Source organism: Cytobacillus sp. Hm23, assembly GCF_051842895.1.
Taxonomy (GTDB): domain Bacteria; phylum Bacillota; class Bacilli; order Bacillales; family SM2101; genus Nanhaiella.
Genome location: NZ_JBPXRQ010000001.1, coordinates 122,524 through 139,048, shown reverse-complemented (window position 1 = coordinate 139,048; position 16,525 = coordinate 122,524). Strand labels below are relative to the sequence as shown.

At 29.9% G+C, this 16,525-nt stretch carries 12 protein-coding genes; 1 reads left to right on the top strand and 11 read right to left on the bottom strand.

Translation table 11 applies throughout. From position 1 onward, the window contains the following. Positions 1–15: 15 nt before the first annotated feature. From ACSVDA_RS00620 to ACSVDA_RS00570, 11 genes are all read right to left on the bottom strand, one after another. On the bottom strand, positions 16–1,143 hold the full coding sequence (locus ACSVDA_RS00620) for an ABC transporter permease (RefSeq protein WP_485879960.1): 1,128 nt from the start codon (positions 1,141–1,143) through the stop codon (positions 16–18). Beyond that, complete coding sequence (locus ACSVDA_RS00615; protein WP_485880248.1) at positions 1,140–2,021, bottom strand: ABC transporter ATP-binding protein; 882 nt, start codon at positions 2,019–2,021, stop codon at positions 1,140–1,142. Before ACSVDA_RS00615 ends, ACSVDA_RS00620 begins: the two co-directional genes overlap by 4 nt. A gap of 1,644 nt (positions 2,022–3,665) precedes the next feature. Further along, positions 3,666–4,979 carry an LLM class flavin-dependent oxidoreductase gene (locus ACSVDA_RS00610; protein WP_485879958.1) on the bottom strand — a complete coding sequence of 438 codons (1,314 nt, stop codon included), beginning with the start codon at positions 4,977–4,979 and terminating at the stop codon, positions 3,666–3,668. A gap of 87 nt (positions 4,980–5,066) precedes the next feature. Then, positions 5,067–6,467: an MATE family efflux transporter gene (locus ACSVDA_RS00605; RefSeq protein ID WP_485879956.1), complete on the bottom strand. Its 1,401-nt coding sequence runs from the start codon at positions 6,465–6,467 to the stop codon at positions 5,067–5,069. Positions 6,468–6,479: 12 nt separating this feature from the next. Beyond that, positions 6,480–7,562, bottom strand: coding sequence for a hypothetical protein (locus tag ACSVDA_RS00600; RefSeq protein ID WP_485879954.1), 1,083 nt, complete (start codon positions 7,560–7,562; stop codon positions 6,480–6,482). Positions 7,563–7,576: 14 nt separating this feature from the next. Further along, a complete protein-coding gene (locus tag ACSVDA_RS00595; RefSeq protein ID WP_485879952.1) occupies positions 7,577–9,193 on the bottom strand; it encodes a YcaO-like family protein in 1,617 nt (538 codons plus the stop codon). Then, positions 9,147–10,262, bottom strand: a complete 1,116-nt coding sequence (locus tag ACSVDA_RS00590) for a hypothetical protein (RefSeq protein WP_485879950.1) — start codon at positions 10,260–10,262, stop codon at positions 9,147–9,149. The genes ACSVDA_RS00595 and ACSVDA_RS00590 overlap by 47 nt, the downstream gene beginning before the upstream one ends. Continuing rightward, complete coding sequence (locus ACSVDA_RS00585; protein WP_485879948.1) at positions 10,263–11,252, bottom strand: hypothetical protein; 990 nt, start codon at positions 11,250–11,252, stop codon at positions 10,263–10,265. Next, positions 11,239–14,202 (bottom strand): lantibiotic dehydratase, encoded by a 2,964-nt coding sequence (locus tag ACSVDA_RS00580; protein WP_485879946.1) that lies wholly within the window; start codon positions 14,200–14,202, stop codon positions 11,239–11,241. Before ACSVDA_RS00580 ends, ACSVDA_RS00585 begins: the two co-directional genes overlap by 14 nt. A gap of 151 nt (positions 14,203–14,353) precedes the next feature. Continuing rightward, positions 14,354–14,497: a thiopeptide-type bacteriocin gene (locus ACSVDA_RS00575; RefSeq protein ID WP_485879944.1), complete on the bottom strand. Its 144-nt coding sequence runs from the start codon at positions 14,495–14,497 to the stop codon at positions 14,354–14,356. Positions 14,498–14,679: 182 nt separating this feature from the next. Next, positions 14,680–14,823 carry a thiopeptide-type bacteriocin gene (locus ACSVDA_RS00570; RefSeq protein ID WP_485879942.1) on the bottom strand — a complete coding sequence of 48 codons (144 nt, stop codon included), beginning with the start codon at positions 14,821–14,823 and terminating at the stop codon, positions 14,680–14,682. Between the two features lie 336 nt (positions 14,824–15,159). Here ACSVDA_RS00570 and ACSVDA_RS00565 point away from each other — a divergent pair, with 336 nt between their 5' ends. Continuing rightward, the gene (locus tag ACSVDA_RS00565; protein WP_485879940.1) at positions 15,160–16,419 is read left to right on the top strand and encodes a helix-turn-helix domain-containing protein; all 1,260 of its coding nucleotides are present in this window, start codon (positions 15,160–15,162) and stop codon (positions 16,417–16,419) included. Positions 16,420–16,525 lie beyond the last annotated feature (106 nt).

The window sequence follows — 16,525 nt, the reverse complement described above, 5'->3', positions numbered from 1 at the left end:
TCATTATCAAACTTGTTATGCTATTTGCTTCCTCTTAATCGTTCTATATATAGCAATCAATAAAATGATGCTAAGTAGAAAAATCACAGGGTAATGTACAAATGGGTCTAAGACTGGAATGCCAAACAAATTAATTGTATGGAACGAATTAACAAAATCAGGTGCAGTTATGAAGTTCGCAAAACTATACTTCATCACATAATCCCATAACGGAATGCTAAATGAAATTGTTGGTAAGATAAAGATCGATGCACTAATAATGAATGACATTAATGTATTTTTTGAAAGTGCAGATACTACTAAAACTAATGTCATAAAAGCAATAGCAACTAGAATATGAATGCCGGTTTGAATGAGGAAAAACTCCAACATAGTCAAATTATATGGTGTATGCTGTGAGATCATTTGGACAGGAGCATCCCATCCGCCATTCCCATAAACATACATGTTCATTAAAACATCAAATGTTAACCAAGACAAAATCACAAACAATACGTAAATGATGGAAGCGAGAATTTTTGCTGTGATACTCTTACGACGACCATGTGTACTGCTATATATTAACTGATCCATCCCCGTATTCGTTTCATTCACAAATATTGTAGCTAAACCGATTAAGATCATTATACTTGTAAAAAAGCGAGAATAATATGCGAAGCCAATTGTTTCTTGTGGACCTTTACTATAGATGAATGTTTCAAAATTCAAATCTTCTAACATATTTTTTTCTAACAAAGCTTCCTTGTATGAAAAATCACTCGCGCTTAATTTACTCATATTATTTTGAAGTTCAGATAATCTATTAGGAATTACTAAACTATTCATCGTTTCATTATCAAATAGAGACATTATTACAAAATGTTCGGCAACTTCTTTTTCTGATAATGTACCTTCAATACTTTTCGGTATAAGCAATTCTTGTATATTTGACGCATTATCTAATTTCTTCTCAGTAATAGCTCCTTCCCAATTTTCCGCCGCTAACTGTAAATCACTCTTTAACTCCAAAGCCTTATATGGGGAGGTTGATATATGTGCACTTAAACTAATCATACTAAAGAGGATAAACATGAGTCCCATAGTAATGTAAATGCCTTTTTGACGAAATAATTTATATAGCTCAAACTTTACTAGCTGCTTCATATGGCTACCTCCTGATCAAAGTAATATAAATAGAGATCTTCTAGGTTAGGAGTTGCTTTAATAGCTCTTTCGTCAGGTTTCATTTCAGAAATGACTCTAAGTCCAATTTCATTTTGCTGACGAATAATATTTCCTACCTTATATTTTGCTTGAAATGCTTGTACCTCATGCTCTTGTACATTTATTGTCCATACATAGTCTTTAATTTGTTCTAGTAACTCTTCTGGCTTTTCTTTATGAATGAGTTGACCTGCTTTTAAGACAAGTATTTCTTTTGCGATGAATTCAATATCAGAAACGATATGTGTTGACAATAAAACAATTCGATCCTTTGAAATGGAAGATAGTAGATTTCGGAATCTAATGCGTTCCTCAGGATCTAGACCCGCTGTAGGTTCATCCACAATTAATACTTTCGGGTCATTTAATAGTGCTTGGGCAATGCCAACTCTTTGCTTCATTCCACCTGAAAATTTACCAACTTTTCTATTACGGTGCTCTGTTAAATTGACGACCTCTAATAGCTCAGCAACTTTTCTTACTGCTACCTTTTTCTCAATACCTTTAAGAGCAGCAATGTACATTAAATACTTCTCAGCTGAAAAGTTCTTATATAATCCGATGTATTGAGGCAAATAACCGAGTACGTCACGATATTCTTCTCCTAACACTTCAATATCCTTCCCATTTAATAAAATACGACCCGAAGTCGGCTTTATTAGTGTAACGAGTATGCGCATCAATGTTGTTTTACCAGCACCGTTTGCTCCTAAAAACCCATAAACTCCCTCAGTTAACTCAAATGAAACATTATTTACTGCTAATTTATCTCCAAACTGTTTTGTTACTTTATCAATTGTTAAATTCAAGAAAAACACCTCTTTTAGTTTTTTTTGTTTTACAAACAAAATGGTTGTTAATAAAATGCTTATGACTCTAAAGAGAATAGGTCTAAATTCAATACATAGTTACTAATGATATTGCTGGATCTTTTTGACGATCTATTATTCTATCTATCTATGATATTGTTCATCACAGCTAATTAAACGAAAAGGGATTTGAAATAGTTTTAAAGAAATAACATGTAATTTTTTCCACTCGTATATAATGAGCTTTGGTTACAAAAGTTAACACGTAGATTACGAAACAGGATCATACACAATGAAATAATGTAGTTGAATTTTTCATATTTAAAGCAACAGAATTTACGAATTTATAAAAAACACTGGAATCAATATTTGTTCAAGATACCAAAGACATATGTAAAGTAAGACAGAAGGGGGGGATTATAGAAATTTATATATTCCAAAAGAGGAAAATAAGTAAAAATCTAACATTCGAAATTCGTTACTATTTAAAACAAACTACGAATTTAGTTATTAGTCATTCATTTAAGTAACTACGATTAATTGGAACAGTGATGGAGAGGAAAAAATAATTAAAATCTTAAAATACAGGAAATAAATTTCCCAGAAAGAATATGAAAATATATAAATAACGAATATGAAAGTATTTCATAAATTTTATACTGATTGGGTTCAGCTTTAGAAGAAATGATGTGGCGAGTAACGCTAATTATTTCGTAGAACAATTACGAAACAATGTCTGAATACATACAGAATAACTGGATAGAACTAAATAACTAAACAAACTAGGATTATAGTTCTAAATTTGAAGGATTTTTATTTTATTAATCGTAAACAATAATTTCATTTTTCGTCTCAATATCATAAGTTTACTTAGTTTATGAGACTAATTAAACCTTTTTATAATTGCTTCCTATAATATATATTATGTAAACTAGAAAAAAATTATATGCATACTCAATGTCATATATGATCTCATTATATTCATAAGTTCCTCCCCACAAACTATACGACAATCTTCTAATTCAACTATATGGCTCTTTATCCTTTAGTTATTCACTATATATGGATTCAAATCGTCAATAATTTATTATAACATCCAATTTTCTCAGTAAATTTTGCAATAGTCAAAACCGTTATTTTTCAAAACTAATCTAAACTTCCTTCTTATCCGATCCCTGTACAATTATTTATTACCTCACTTGTGAAACGTATTCAATTGTACAGGGTTTTTATTTAAGTTATTTTATTCCATTAAAAATGATACTTTTCATTTTCTTGAAAAGCATCATTTTCTTAAAGAACATTGAATTTTCTCTTTGGTGTTTTTAAATATGAAAAGCATTTTGTGTTTTCGCGATACGTATCGATATATCTTCAGAAGATCCACCTGAAATTGTAACATCCTTAAATATTAATATCTACTTCCGCCTTTTCAATAGGCTCTGACTGTACCCATCTACTTTTTTTCTACAATCAACTGATATATGGTCACAGTAAGGTGGGTTCTTTATAGCTTCAACAAACTCCTAAATAGTAGATAGTTAATTCAGCATTTAGTTCATAGAAACCTTCTATTATCCTAATAATACTGAAGTCATTTTCTGTCGATTAAATCTAAATGTAATTTTTATCTCACAAATTTGACATCTTCTTTCAATTAAAAATAGGCTTCATGAGTCCCAAGTTTTCTCTTAAACTATTCCCTTCATACTCTTCTCTATACAAGTTTTTAAATTGCAAGATGGGAACAACATCAAAAATGAATCTCTCTAGATCTTCTTTTATATTTAATGGCATTAAATTAAATCCATCACACACACCTGCTTTGTACCACTCTTCCATTTTATTTGCCAGCTGTTCAGGGGTTCCAATAAACAAATCATGTGGTGTAATTGATGCTATATGTTGTGACAATTGCTTCAAAGAAAAATTTCTTTGCTCAGTAAATTTCTTGTAGATGGTATATTTTTTCTTCTCCTCTTCATCCACAGGACCTTCTAACTCTGGTAGTGGTCTATTTAAATCCATTGTAGAAAAATTGATATTTGGCAATATCCTCGCTAAGAGTTTAAGGCCTACATTTGGATCTATGAGTGATTGTAATTCATCATATTTTTGACGAGCTATTTTCTCTGTTTCACCTAAAATAAATCGTATACCGGACGTAATAAGCATCTCATCTCTAGTTCTACCAAAGGAAATTGCCTGTTCTTTTAAATTTTCATAATAAGATTTTGCCTGTTCTATCCCTTTGTTATAGTTGACAAATACAACTTCTGCATGTTTTGCAGCGAGTCTTTGTCCTGGTATTGAAGTTCCAGCTTGGATTAGTACCGGATACCCTTGAGGAGATCTAGATAAATTCAAAGGGCCTGCAACCGAAAAAAACTCACCCTGATGATCTAATTTGTGAATTTTTTGATAGTTAACAAAAATACCTTGTTCCTTATCTTGGATCCATGCAACATCTTCCCAAGAATCCCACAAACCTTTAACGATATCTACAAACTCTTCTGCTCTTTTATATCTGACTCCATGTCCCATATGGTCTTGAAAGCTAAAGTTTTTCGCTGTTCCCTGGTCTGCGGTAGTTACAATGTTCCATGCAGCCCTTCCTCGACTTATATGGTCTAAAGAGCCAAAGCGCCGTGCAATATTATACGGTTCGTTATAGGTTGTTGAAGCTGTAGCAGCAAGACCTATATTCTTTGTTTGAGCAGCCAATGATGATAGTAAAACTGTAGGTTCTAATGCATGTAATACATTTGTGTGGGAATATTCATCAATATATAGTCCATCCGCAAAGAAAACAAAATCTAGCTTCCCTTTCTCTGCTATTCTAGCTACTTCTAAATAATGCTCAAAACTAAAAGGATTTTCAGCTGAAGAGAGTCTCCATGATGTTAAATGATGCCCCGCCCCTAAAATAAACAATCCTAATTTCATTCCCTTACTTGTACCTGACATCAAATCCCCCTCACAGCAAATTGCGCCTTTTTGTGAAATTTTATAGGTTTAATAACTAAAACACTAATGCTCTGCTTTAATTCACTATTATGAATTACTCTCAACAGAAAATTTTTCCTCATTGCTTACTGTATGTTTTACTAAAGAAGCTTTACTCCATTTCCCAAATAAATAGTATCCCAATGACGTAATAAACGTTAGTACTTGAATAAGTGATAAAGTAAAAATCACACCATTTGATTGATTTTCAAACAACTTCGGTACAAAGCTTAGACAGACTAGCACGGTAACATACATATTTAATACAGTTAAAATAATTCCACCCTTCGCGTCGCCGGAAGCTGCAACAACAAAAATAAATATAATCGCAATAGTATTTAACACCCATGGAATTGAATAGTATGCGAAAAATTTTGAAAACAAAGGGGTTAAATGTTCGTTTGTTGATAAAAGTAAAGCTAAATGTTCCCGACTCATCAATATAATGATTGCAACAAAAGATCCGTATACTAACAATATTTGTACCATCTTTTTTACTAAATCCTTTACTGCATCTATTTGACCAGCACCTATGTATTGTGAAACCATCGGAATGATACTTGCTGCAAAATTTTGTGAAAAAATACCAAAGAAAACAAATATGTACGTCGCAACCGCATATACATTGAACGCATCTTCAGGGTAGTAAGATAAAATAAGGATATAAAAAAACATAGATGCATTGTAAGTTAAACCATTAAAAATTTGTGAACCAATGTATTTATAGTTTTTCCTTAATAATTGAAAGTCTACTTTTAATGAAAGATCACTTTTAGAAAGACCAATTTTTAAATAATCCTTTAAAAATAATTGCCAAATCATATAAATAGAACAAATTAGATTAGCAATAACTGTGCCTATAGCTGCACCGATAATAAGATTCATTTCTAACTTTTTGAAGGCAAACATAAATAATGGAGTTATTAATAAGTTACTAACTAAAGTAATAGTCAAACCTTTATAAACTAATGTGAGTTTTTGAAAATACCTTGGCAATAATAAAAGTAGATTATTGAGTGAGATGACAATATATCCCAATAAGAATATACTCAAATAATCTTTGACAAATTGAGAGGTTTCAGTCGCTACGCCAAAAATGAAAATAAACAGAGGTAATAACAATAAACCTACAAATGTTATGACTAAACCAGCATTAATTGAAAACGAAAAGCTTCCTTTAATTCCTCTTTTCACCTCATCTAGGTCTTCAGCACCTAGATGTTGACTAATATATACTAATAGTGCAGATATTACCCCAGTTAGACACGCTTCTATTAGTAATATAATAGATGAAGATACACGTAATGCAGATATTGCTTCTGGTTCACCTATAAAAAAATATATCCAAAAAAAATCAATGCCAATTAATAATAGATCCGCAACTCCAATGAGAGTCATAGGGAGTGAAAACGCAATAATCTTTTTCCAATTTAGATTGGTCGATTCCATGTATATCGCTCCTTAAATTACTATCCCTGAAATTAAACAATAATATGGTGTATATATAGACATATCTATTTGAGCCAATTTTTCAAGCGCTTCCATATCATAACTTTTTATCGGCCTACTATATTGATATTTACTAGCTTGGTTAACTGCTATTAATTGGTTTAAATATCCTAATGTTAATAAATAATTTATCGCATTTGGTAATTTGAATGCATCATTTTTAATTAAAAAGATGACAAAGGAAGTCGCACCAAAAAAGTTAATATAGGGGTATATTTCATTTAGCTCTACATAATTAATCTTTGGTCCATCGCTTGATAGCGATGAGAACTGCCCGTTTCCTTGATTGTAATAATATACTACTTCAATTTGTTCTTTCAGTTGATTCATTGAAAAGAAATGCTCTAAATTAGATAGAGCATCATCTATATCTGCTTTCATTGAAAATGGATTCTCCAGTAAATATGGATTAACTGTTGTAATTGGAAATAGAAAAGGGCCGCTATTCCGCTCTTTACAAGCGTTGTTAAATTGTTCAATTTTTTCAACATCTATATTTAGTTCATTGCTCTCCAAAAACTGCAATTGAATTCTATTATCGATCTGATTTAATTTATATTTTCGATTAAATAACTTCGCGATTGTCAATATGTTATACAACAAATGCCCAGCTTCTAAAATTAATAGTGTCTTTTTTATATTTTTATAGTTGTTAGGGTATTTATCGATAAATTCTATAATGATATCTCCTTTATTTGCTTTAAATTGAGGATTATGAAAACATTCATACTTCTCTTCACAATCATCCTTCATAACAAATTGTCCATTCCCAATTGAAATAAACAGCTGTAGAGGGTATATGCTTCTAGGAGAAGGATAGCCTTTGTGTAATTTATAGGTTGTATTCATTTCTACTCTTACGAAATCATTCATACGTAGCATTGCTTTTAAGAATTGATCGATTTCTTCTTCACTCCATTGTTTATTACGATGATACTCATCTGTTCTAGAAATAATATTTTGCTCTATCCTTTTATCCTCTAATCCACAGTAATGAGCCATCTCACTAAGATAGTCCTTAGCCGTATAATTCACTATATCCCTCCTAGTTAGGCCAACGGATGTATGTTACTATTTTCCATTCGCTTATTAGTTTTTTCTTGATTCACTAATCTAACTAGATTAGTTGTAAAATCTAATGGAGTAGCCCCTATAATTATTGCTTTCGTACAATAAAGCGATAGTGATTCCAAAAAATGATTAGTCTGGTTGACGATTAATACATCCTTATATGCGCCTTTCGTTTGGTCAATCACATATTGGAGCTCTTTTTCAATATTCACACTTTGAAAATTACTCTCAGACACTTTACTATAATCAAAAATTTTACATCCTTTTATCTTTGCTTCGATAAGCGGTTTAGACCGATAAGATAAAAAATAATAAATGTGATCAAGTACGTCATTAATTTTATTTGTATGTTCTATTCTATTAATATTATTTATTATTTTCTGTTTTGAGCTGTTTACGAGCTTATAGTAGGAGTTATATACCTCGTAAAACGCTGAATCTATAGCATATTTTATATTCAAATGACACCCTAAACCAGTTATCGAATAAATCGTATTTTTTGTATTGTTACTTCGCAAAAGGCACCATATGACAGGAAGATTAGTTTTATTACGTAAGTAATAAAATTCAAGATCATAACCTAATTCATCAAAGAATATTTTTCTTCCTTTGATATTAGTATCGTCTTTATCAAAGTGAATTAATTGAATGGATTCGTTTTCATTAAACCAAGCATTCATAAAAGTATCTCTTTCTATTATTTCGAGAATTGAAAATAAAGAAGCTTCCGCTATGCTATTCCCTACTGAACATCCATTAGAGCTTTCATATATGTAGCGGTTTTTTATATCTGTAAGTAAATATTGACACACCTGTTCTGGAACAAAATATTCATTATTAGAAATTAACGATTTAGCTTTTACCCAATTGATTTTAAGATCGTCATTATATAATTGCAGGGTTGTATTATTTTCATCTATATTACGGTCATAGACTCCTAAAAGTCTTGGATTAATGGCTCTTTCTTTCATGTTATGGTAACTATTTTCTACTGTATTTGGAAGTTTCTCAGCAGCCGCACTTCTTTCCAAGTACTCTGCAATGGCTTTAAAAGTAGCGCTTTTCTTATTGAAATCGTAACCAAATCCTTGAATAGAATAGTTTTTCGAGTTTGCTACAGAGACAAAACCGTTATGATCATCTATTACACATCCACCATTATAAAAAACGAGCAAATGTTTTAAATCCTTTACTGTTATTGGGCATTCTAATCTTTTCTCATGTATTGATGATTTTAAGTTATCGCTAACATTGTTATTTTTATAATGAAACGTAACAGCAGTATGAGTTAAACTAATACCAACTAACTTGTGCATATTTTGTAAGAAAAAATAGATATGTTTAGTAGCTTCAATGGTTGATTGCAGGTTTTTGGTTAAAACTGAACCTTGTAATGATGAATCCTTATTCCTTGAATACAAATTTTCCAACATTATCTCGACTACATGATCTCCCTCTAATATAACTAATGAAGTTCCTCTAAAATTTGCGTAAGTTATATTATCTTTTGTGTGCATTTTGAACTCGTCATCTAACTCTGTAACGATATTAATAAATGCTTTCTTGTAGTTTCGTACTGAGAATTTTGTTACCATTTACTGTCAACTCTTTTCCTGAAAATTGATTATTCATAAGTAACGTTAAAAATAAAGAGTTTTCATTACATACTTTATTTTTTGTATATGAAACTGACAAGCTATCACTTTTAATAACTTTTATACCTTGATCGTAAGATATGGCTACAGTTTTGGAAAAATAAATATTTAAGAACTTATGGAAAAATGAATCTTTATTAATTTCATACTCTCTATCATTACCTATTATCTGAAGCCATGAATGGTCTTCTTCATCTTGCATTAATAAAATGATAAGGTTTCTAATCGTATCTTCCTTATCGAAACCTAAAGCTGTTATTTGAACTTTACTTGTGTAACAATAAAGAACACAGTAAACAAGAGGGAAGAAAGTTTCGTAGTCGAAATTGATCTCAAAATTTGATAATATTCTATCCACAAGAATACTATTAGAGAAGTTATTTTCATTTATTGGACTAGTTATAAGAAAAGTTTGTTCATTTGTATACATCGTTAAATCAATTTTAAGTATCGCATTATCTAAATCAACTGTTTTATTTTGAAACTGCTCTAAAAATACATAAGCTGCATACTTGTTGATTATAGTGTTATTTGTAGTTATGTTTGCAACTCTGTTTAATTGATCAGTTGTAATATACATATTTTCTTTACTAAGATATACATGTACATCTTTTGTATGGCCTTCTTCTCGATGAAAGCGTAAACTATGTCCAAACTCCATTTCCTCTATATAAGATCTATCACTTATTTGCTCCTGGATAATTTTTAAAAACTCTAAAGGACCGAAAATTCTTAATATCCCCTTTACAGAAATCGTTTCATCTACATACTTTTCAACCGATATAATATTATGTTTGCGTAATAAATAGAATAGCTTGTATTCAAATGACGTTTTATCTTTTAAAAGCGGTGTAATGTTTTCATCATTTTTCAATTGTTTTAATAACTGATATGTAAGCTCCTTTTGCTTTTTTGAAATATTTAATTTTAAGTTTTTATCTTTTGTTGTCAGAATAAAGTCTGATTGTGTATCAACAATGTGCAACGTTGGTTCTATGTATATTATCATTTAACTAACCTCCATCGACTTACTATCATATCTAAAAGAACTTATAAGGAAATTCATATAAAATTTATCAATTGGTTTAATATTTAGGAGAACTAGTTTTTCATATAGCACATTTAATATCCATTTATTTGTGCATAATACGTTATCATGCAGAACTGCTTTCTTTAAGGTTGGATTTTCAAAAATCTTTGTATGTCTATTTGAATTGTTGTTTATTCCTGCTTGAAACTGATCTAATGAATGTGGAGAGTAAAAGTTGATCATTCCATCCTCAACATATGATGAAATTTGTCGATAAATTTTAAATAAACCATTTACTAAAGGTGTGTTCTCTTTCATATCATTACTTGTCAAATAAGTAATGTCTTCCATAACCCTCTTTTTGAAAATTGCTTGGATGTGTTCTCTATCACCTTTGTTGAGAGTGTTTAAGAATCCTATATAATGTGATAGGTGCGAAGTAAAACCATTTGAATATAATAAATCACTTTCACTAATCACTTTATCTGGTAAACTTTTTATGAATGGCATAATATCTTTCACAATTGTTAATACATCATTAACGTTCCAATAATTATCTATATATATTGAATCAAAGACTTGGTGAATAGTTATATACAAATGTAATTGTTCGTAATTTTGAAAATTGTAATAACCAAAGATTTGTTTTAAATAAATCTTATTTTGTATAATCTCATCAAGCGCATCAGAGTCATTTGTAACCTTAGCAACCATTAAATATTTCCTTTTGAAGCTTTCTACATCGTATGTTGACGTGGGTTTATTCTGAATGATTGTTGACAACTCATAATAATATTGATGGACTTTTTCATTATTAAAAAACCCTACCAATTTCAAGTTGTATCCATTTTTCCAGCTTTTAAGCAATGTAGACTTTTTTTCTGTTAATATAATTTGTTTTAATTTTTCATAAACTTGATGGTCACTGTCATCCTCATTAACATAACATGTAATCTCATAAAAGTTCATAATACCCTCCCTTCATATCTAGGACGTATTTCAAATTGTAAAGAGTATAGCTAGCCAATTCATATGCTTTATTTTCAATCTCACGGTTTATGCCTATAAAACGATTCATAGACATGTGAACAATGCTTTTTAAAATATAAAATTGTCTTTCTTCATTGAATGTTTGTTTTACTTGATTACAGTATTTTCTTGCTAGTTTTCTTTTTTTATATAATAATTCATCTTGACGATCATATGAAAAGAGCATCTTAGTTGCAATATTGATATAATGCTGCCTATCAGTATTAAAGCCTTTTAACACTTCTTTGTTCTTTTTATTACGTAATTCATTCAAAAACAGTAAAGCTTCATGATACGTTTTAAACAAATCCATCACTGTGTATAGACAAATCATAACTCCTTGTTCTAATTTACTATGTTGTTTGAAATGCGTAGAATGGGAATATAGAAATTTTGTATCATAACAAAATAACTCATGAGCTATGTTACAAAGTTCTTGACCACCATATCTCGAATACTCAGGGAAAAAGTTCTCCTTCGAATATTTCTTTATCTTTTTGTTGTTAAATAATGATTGTAAAAACGTAGTGAATCTATATTGGCTTTCTTTGTGATGATGTTGAAATCTTAAACGAATATGTTTACTAGTATCACTATAGCTAACGACAAAGTATTTGCGGATACCTTCCTTCTCAAGCCATTCAATACATTTACGTATTAACTTTATCCGATCCTCTTTTCTGTAATAAATGTGGTAATAAGCCCAACTAAAATCTACTACACCATTTAACCCAATATCATTTTCAACAGGGGTTATTAAATAATCATTAACGTTGTTTTTTGGCGGTACAGTAATAATGAAATCCACATTTTTACTAGAAGTGTTTTCTTCATTCAATTCAGGTGCTTCAATTAGAGTAACTAGTCCTTGTGATTGAGGGCTTTTCATTTCTCTCAAGATTAGATCCATGCCTAATTGTGTAAATACATGGATTGGTAATGTCATATCACCTTTTAACATGTTAACAATTGGATCAATCTGATATTTTTCGAAGTATTTTGTTAAATATTCTCTTTTACTTATTCCAGAATTTTTTATTTCCTTATACATTGCATCTTTTCTTATATTCCAACGTTTAAGGGAAAGAATAAATTGATTATTATACTCAATTCTAGGGATATAATTGAGTTTATTTGCAATCCCCAAATGAAAATCACAAGGCGTATTTGAAATATATTTCCCAAATTGATGCAAAAAAAGAAGTGCAACATCTTCGTTAAAATTACTATAAAATAACATATGTGAGAATACCGGTAAAATCTTTTTCCCAATAGATTTGCTTTTAATATATAAACCACCTTGATCAAGCCCAACAACAAGATCAGTTAATGGGATATGAACAGCTTCTTTTGTCGAAGTATGCGTGTTTATAGATATTCTAAAATTATTATGCTGATATGTGATGCCTAAATCACTATAGTTATTAGGAACTACATTAACTTCTGCACTAATATAGTCATCAGTATTATAAAAAAGTGGTTTTCTGTGTCTATTTTTATATAAATTAAATCTTCCACTAAATGATTTCGATGTATTGCCAAACGAGTTTTCACTCAAAACAACTTTTTCATATCCACTTTCTTTGATTACATTTACTTTAACATCATAACCATCTTGGATATGATTACTTCCCTTATATTGAATTAAATCATTTATATACAAAATATCATCGTCTGTGAATGTAATTTTATCTTCTCCACTTATTAATGCATTTTGTATAACATTCAGAAGAAATTCATTATATTTATCTTCAATTTCATGTGTTCCTAGCAATAATGATTGAATGAAATCTGGTGAACCAATACCCGTATCTTCATCGATTAAATCTAATAAACCAATTTCATTATAGAGTCCATACTCATCTAAAAATTCAATTACATATCGATCCCACACTTTCTGAATCGTAGTAAACGCATTAAATGAGGATAAAAAGTTTGTATGTAAAATAAACTCCTCAATCACACTTTTTTCTACATATTGATCTGGGTTAAATGAAATTAAGTCAACGATTATATATCTCTCACTCTTACATATTTTTTTCATTTTACGAGTTAATTCACGATATATTTCTATTCCATCCCCTATTTCTTTACCCTTATATATATCTAAAAGATTTTGCAAACCTTTGATTTCTGTATACAGCTCTGTATCTATCAAATCTTGTTCACAAAGTAAATTGTTTAAACCATATTTATTTTCTCGATTGTCAATACTTGATTCTGGCCGCAAATGACTTACAAGCATATTTATCTTCAATAGATGTTTAATAGCATCTAGTATTCTTTCTTCCTTTGAATAGTCACCATCACTTAGTAATGAAATGATTTCAGAAATCGTTTTGGGTGCTTCAAGCGATGACATTAAAAAATCGATAAAATTGCTTTTTTTTAGATTTAATCTCGTTCGATTGTTATTTATCGCGCTGTCTAGATAAAACGCATCGCTAATTTCCCTAAGGGAACTATTCTTATATAACATCAAGTGAGATGATGCAGTTTGTGCCTGCTCGATTTCTTTTGATAGGCTGTTCAACCATTCCATTGACACTCTTACATCCTTATAAGTAACAGACGGTTCCTGGTTATTAGATAAAAAATCCTTTTCTCCTATGCTGGCAAATAATCCATAGGGCATTGGCCTTGATGACATTCGCAGCATATACTTCACTACAGATATGACTACATCTTTCTCAAGCTTTTTTCCATTTTTTACTTCGATTAATTGTTCATATAGATTATTGCTTGCTACAAGTATCCTTTCCATAAAACCGTCATCTGTATTAATGATTGACAAAATATAACCTTCAAGATTATTCGTTTGAAAAACCTTATGTATATACTCTCGGTTTAAAACAGGAGTTCTTACAATGTAATTATTATGAATCGTCATATTAAACACTCTTTCATTAATTAATAATTATTAGAGAATGAACAATAGTGTGTGTATCTATACATTATCAATTTGATATTTCGGATAATTATAAATAATATTCAATCAAAAATTAATGCTCAGCTAACAGTATTAACTGAGCATTTGTTAATTATTTTGTTTGTACTACAGAACACGAGTTATGACCATTGGAAGCTCCCATGGCTTCTAACACCGTAGATGAAGATACTTCATAAACTTCAAGTTCTACATTGAAATCTTCATCTTGAAGATTTAATTTTTTTTCTTCTAGCATACTATCCCTCCTTCACATAACAAATAGATAGTTTTTAACATCCTATTTGTTCAAATTATTTTACGGAACTAAAATTAATAATTGATAAATATCCATAATAATCCAGTTTGTGAACAGTGGGATTTATTTCGGTTTCCCAACACAACTGATGAACATACAGTATTAACTGAGCATTTTTTTAACTATTTTGTCACTACTACAGAACACGAGTTATGACCATTGGAAGCTCCCATCGCTTCTAACACCGTAGATGAAGATACTTCATAAACTTCAAGTTCTACATTAAAATCTTCATTTTGAAGATTTAATTTTTTTTCTTCTGTCATACTATCCCTCCTTCATTTAGACATTAGATAGATCTGAAAATTCTATCTATTCTGATTATAACATGTGAATAAGTTAGTAATATTGGGAAAGTTACGATAGTATACGTCTACTAAATGAGCATATTTCTCTTCAGTTTCCCAACAATACTTATAAATTATTTGTGCTAGACAACTTCAATACTGAGGGTTGAGTAGAAAGACTAATTTACCTCCCCCTAAATCTAGATGAATAAAATAATTTAATAGGTAAATATTTAAAATATTTATAATTTATAGTAAAATAGAGAAAAAAATTAATCTTGAAATTTTTTTCTTTTCTTAGGGAGGTTAAAATATTTGCAGATAGGTTCAGCTATTAAAATTCATCGTATTAAAAAAAATATGACTCAAGAGGAATTAGCTTATGGGATTATATCAGTCTCCTATCTATCAAAAATAGAAAATTTACAAACTACTGCAAGTGAAAATGTAATTAAACTTCTATGTGGAAAATTAGGAATTTCAACTACTATTCGTAAAAATAATAAACACTACGAGCTTTGTTATGACTGGTTTTCACAATTACAAACACCTTCAGTAAACAACTATGATTTAAATATCGATGATATTTTACATGTACTTAATGATACTGAAGATGGTGAATTAAGCCTTCTTATAGAAATCCACTTTATTCAATACTATTTACACAAAGGGGATTTAAAGGCTGCTCTTCATAAGATTGAACAAATAAAAGGTATGACTACGGCTTTATCTAACATACATCATTACTATTGGAACAAGTTTAGCGGTAATTATCATTGGACAATGAAAAGCTACAATGAAGCACTTACGTATTACATAATCGCATACGGTAATGTTCATAAGCTAGATTCAAATACCTTTGAAATAGCAGACATCAATTATCTATTAGGAATTACTTATAGTAAGCTTTTAAATACATCAGCTACGATTGAACATATTCAAAAAGCAATAGTTTTATTTAAAGATAATTACGAGCTATATCGCTGTACTCAATGTCATATATCATTAGGTGTAGCATATAGAAAATCACATCAATATGAGAAGGCAGAGACACATTATAAAACAGCTCTTAACCTAGCTAACAAGCTAAATAACAAAGAACTTAATCAATTAATTCACCTGAATCTAGTATTTTTTTATAGTCGTCAAAATAATTTCGCAGAAGCAGAAGAACATGGTAAATTAAGCTTGGAACTTGGCTCTGAAGTGACAGAACAAGATTTATATATGTCTGTTCATTTTATTGAAAACTATTTTGAAAGGGGTGATATGAACAATGCTGAACGGTGGATAAATACAGGGGAAAAATTACTTTCAACCATTGACAATGAAAAGGTCATGAAATATAAAATTATGTTAAAAATATACCAACATAAAATGAAAAGTGAAGAAGCAGCTATCGATTTGTTAATGCATGATTTACTTCCTTATTTACAAAAAGAGAGTTTATATGCTGATTTAGCGAAATATTCCACTCAGCTAAGTGAGTACTATGAGAGTAAAAAACAATATAAGAAAGCACTAAAATTTCAAAAGGTATCATCAAATTGCCTAAAAAAATTAGTTTACAACTAGATTTCAAATTATGGTTAACTTCTTATATTTAATTTACATAAGAATACCTATAATTCCTCATTGAAAAGCCGAAAAACTCCCAAGATAAACATATATATATTATTTT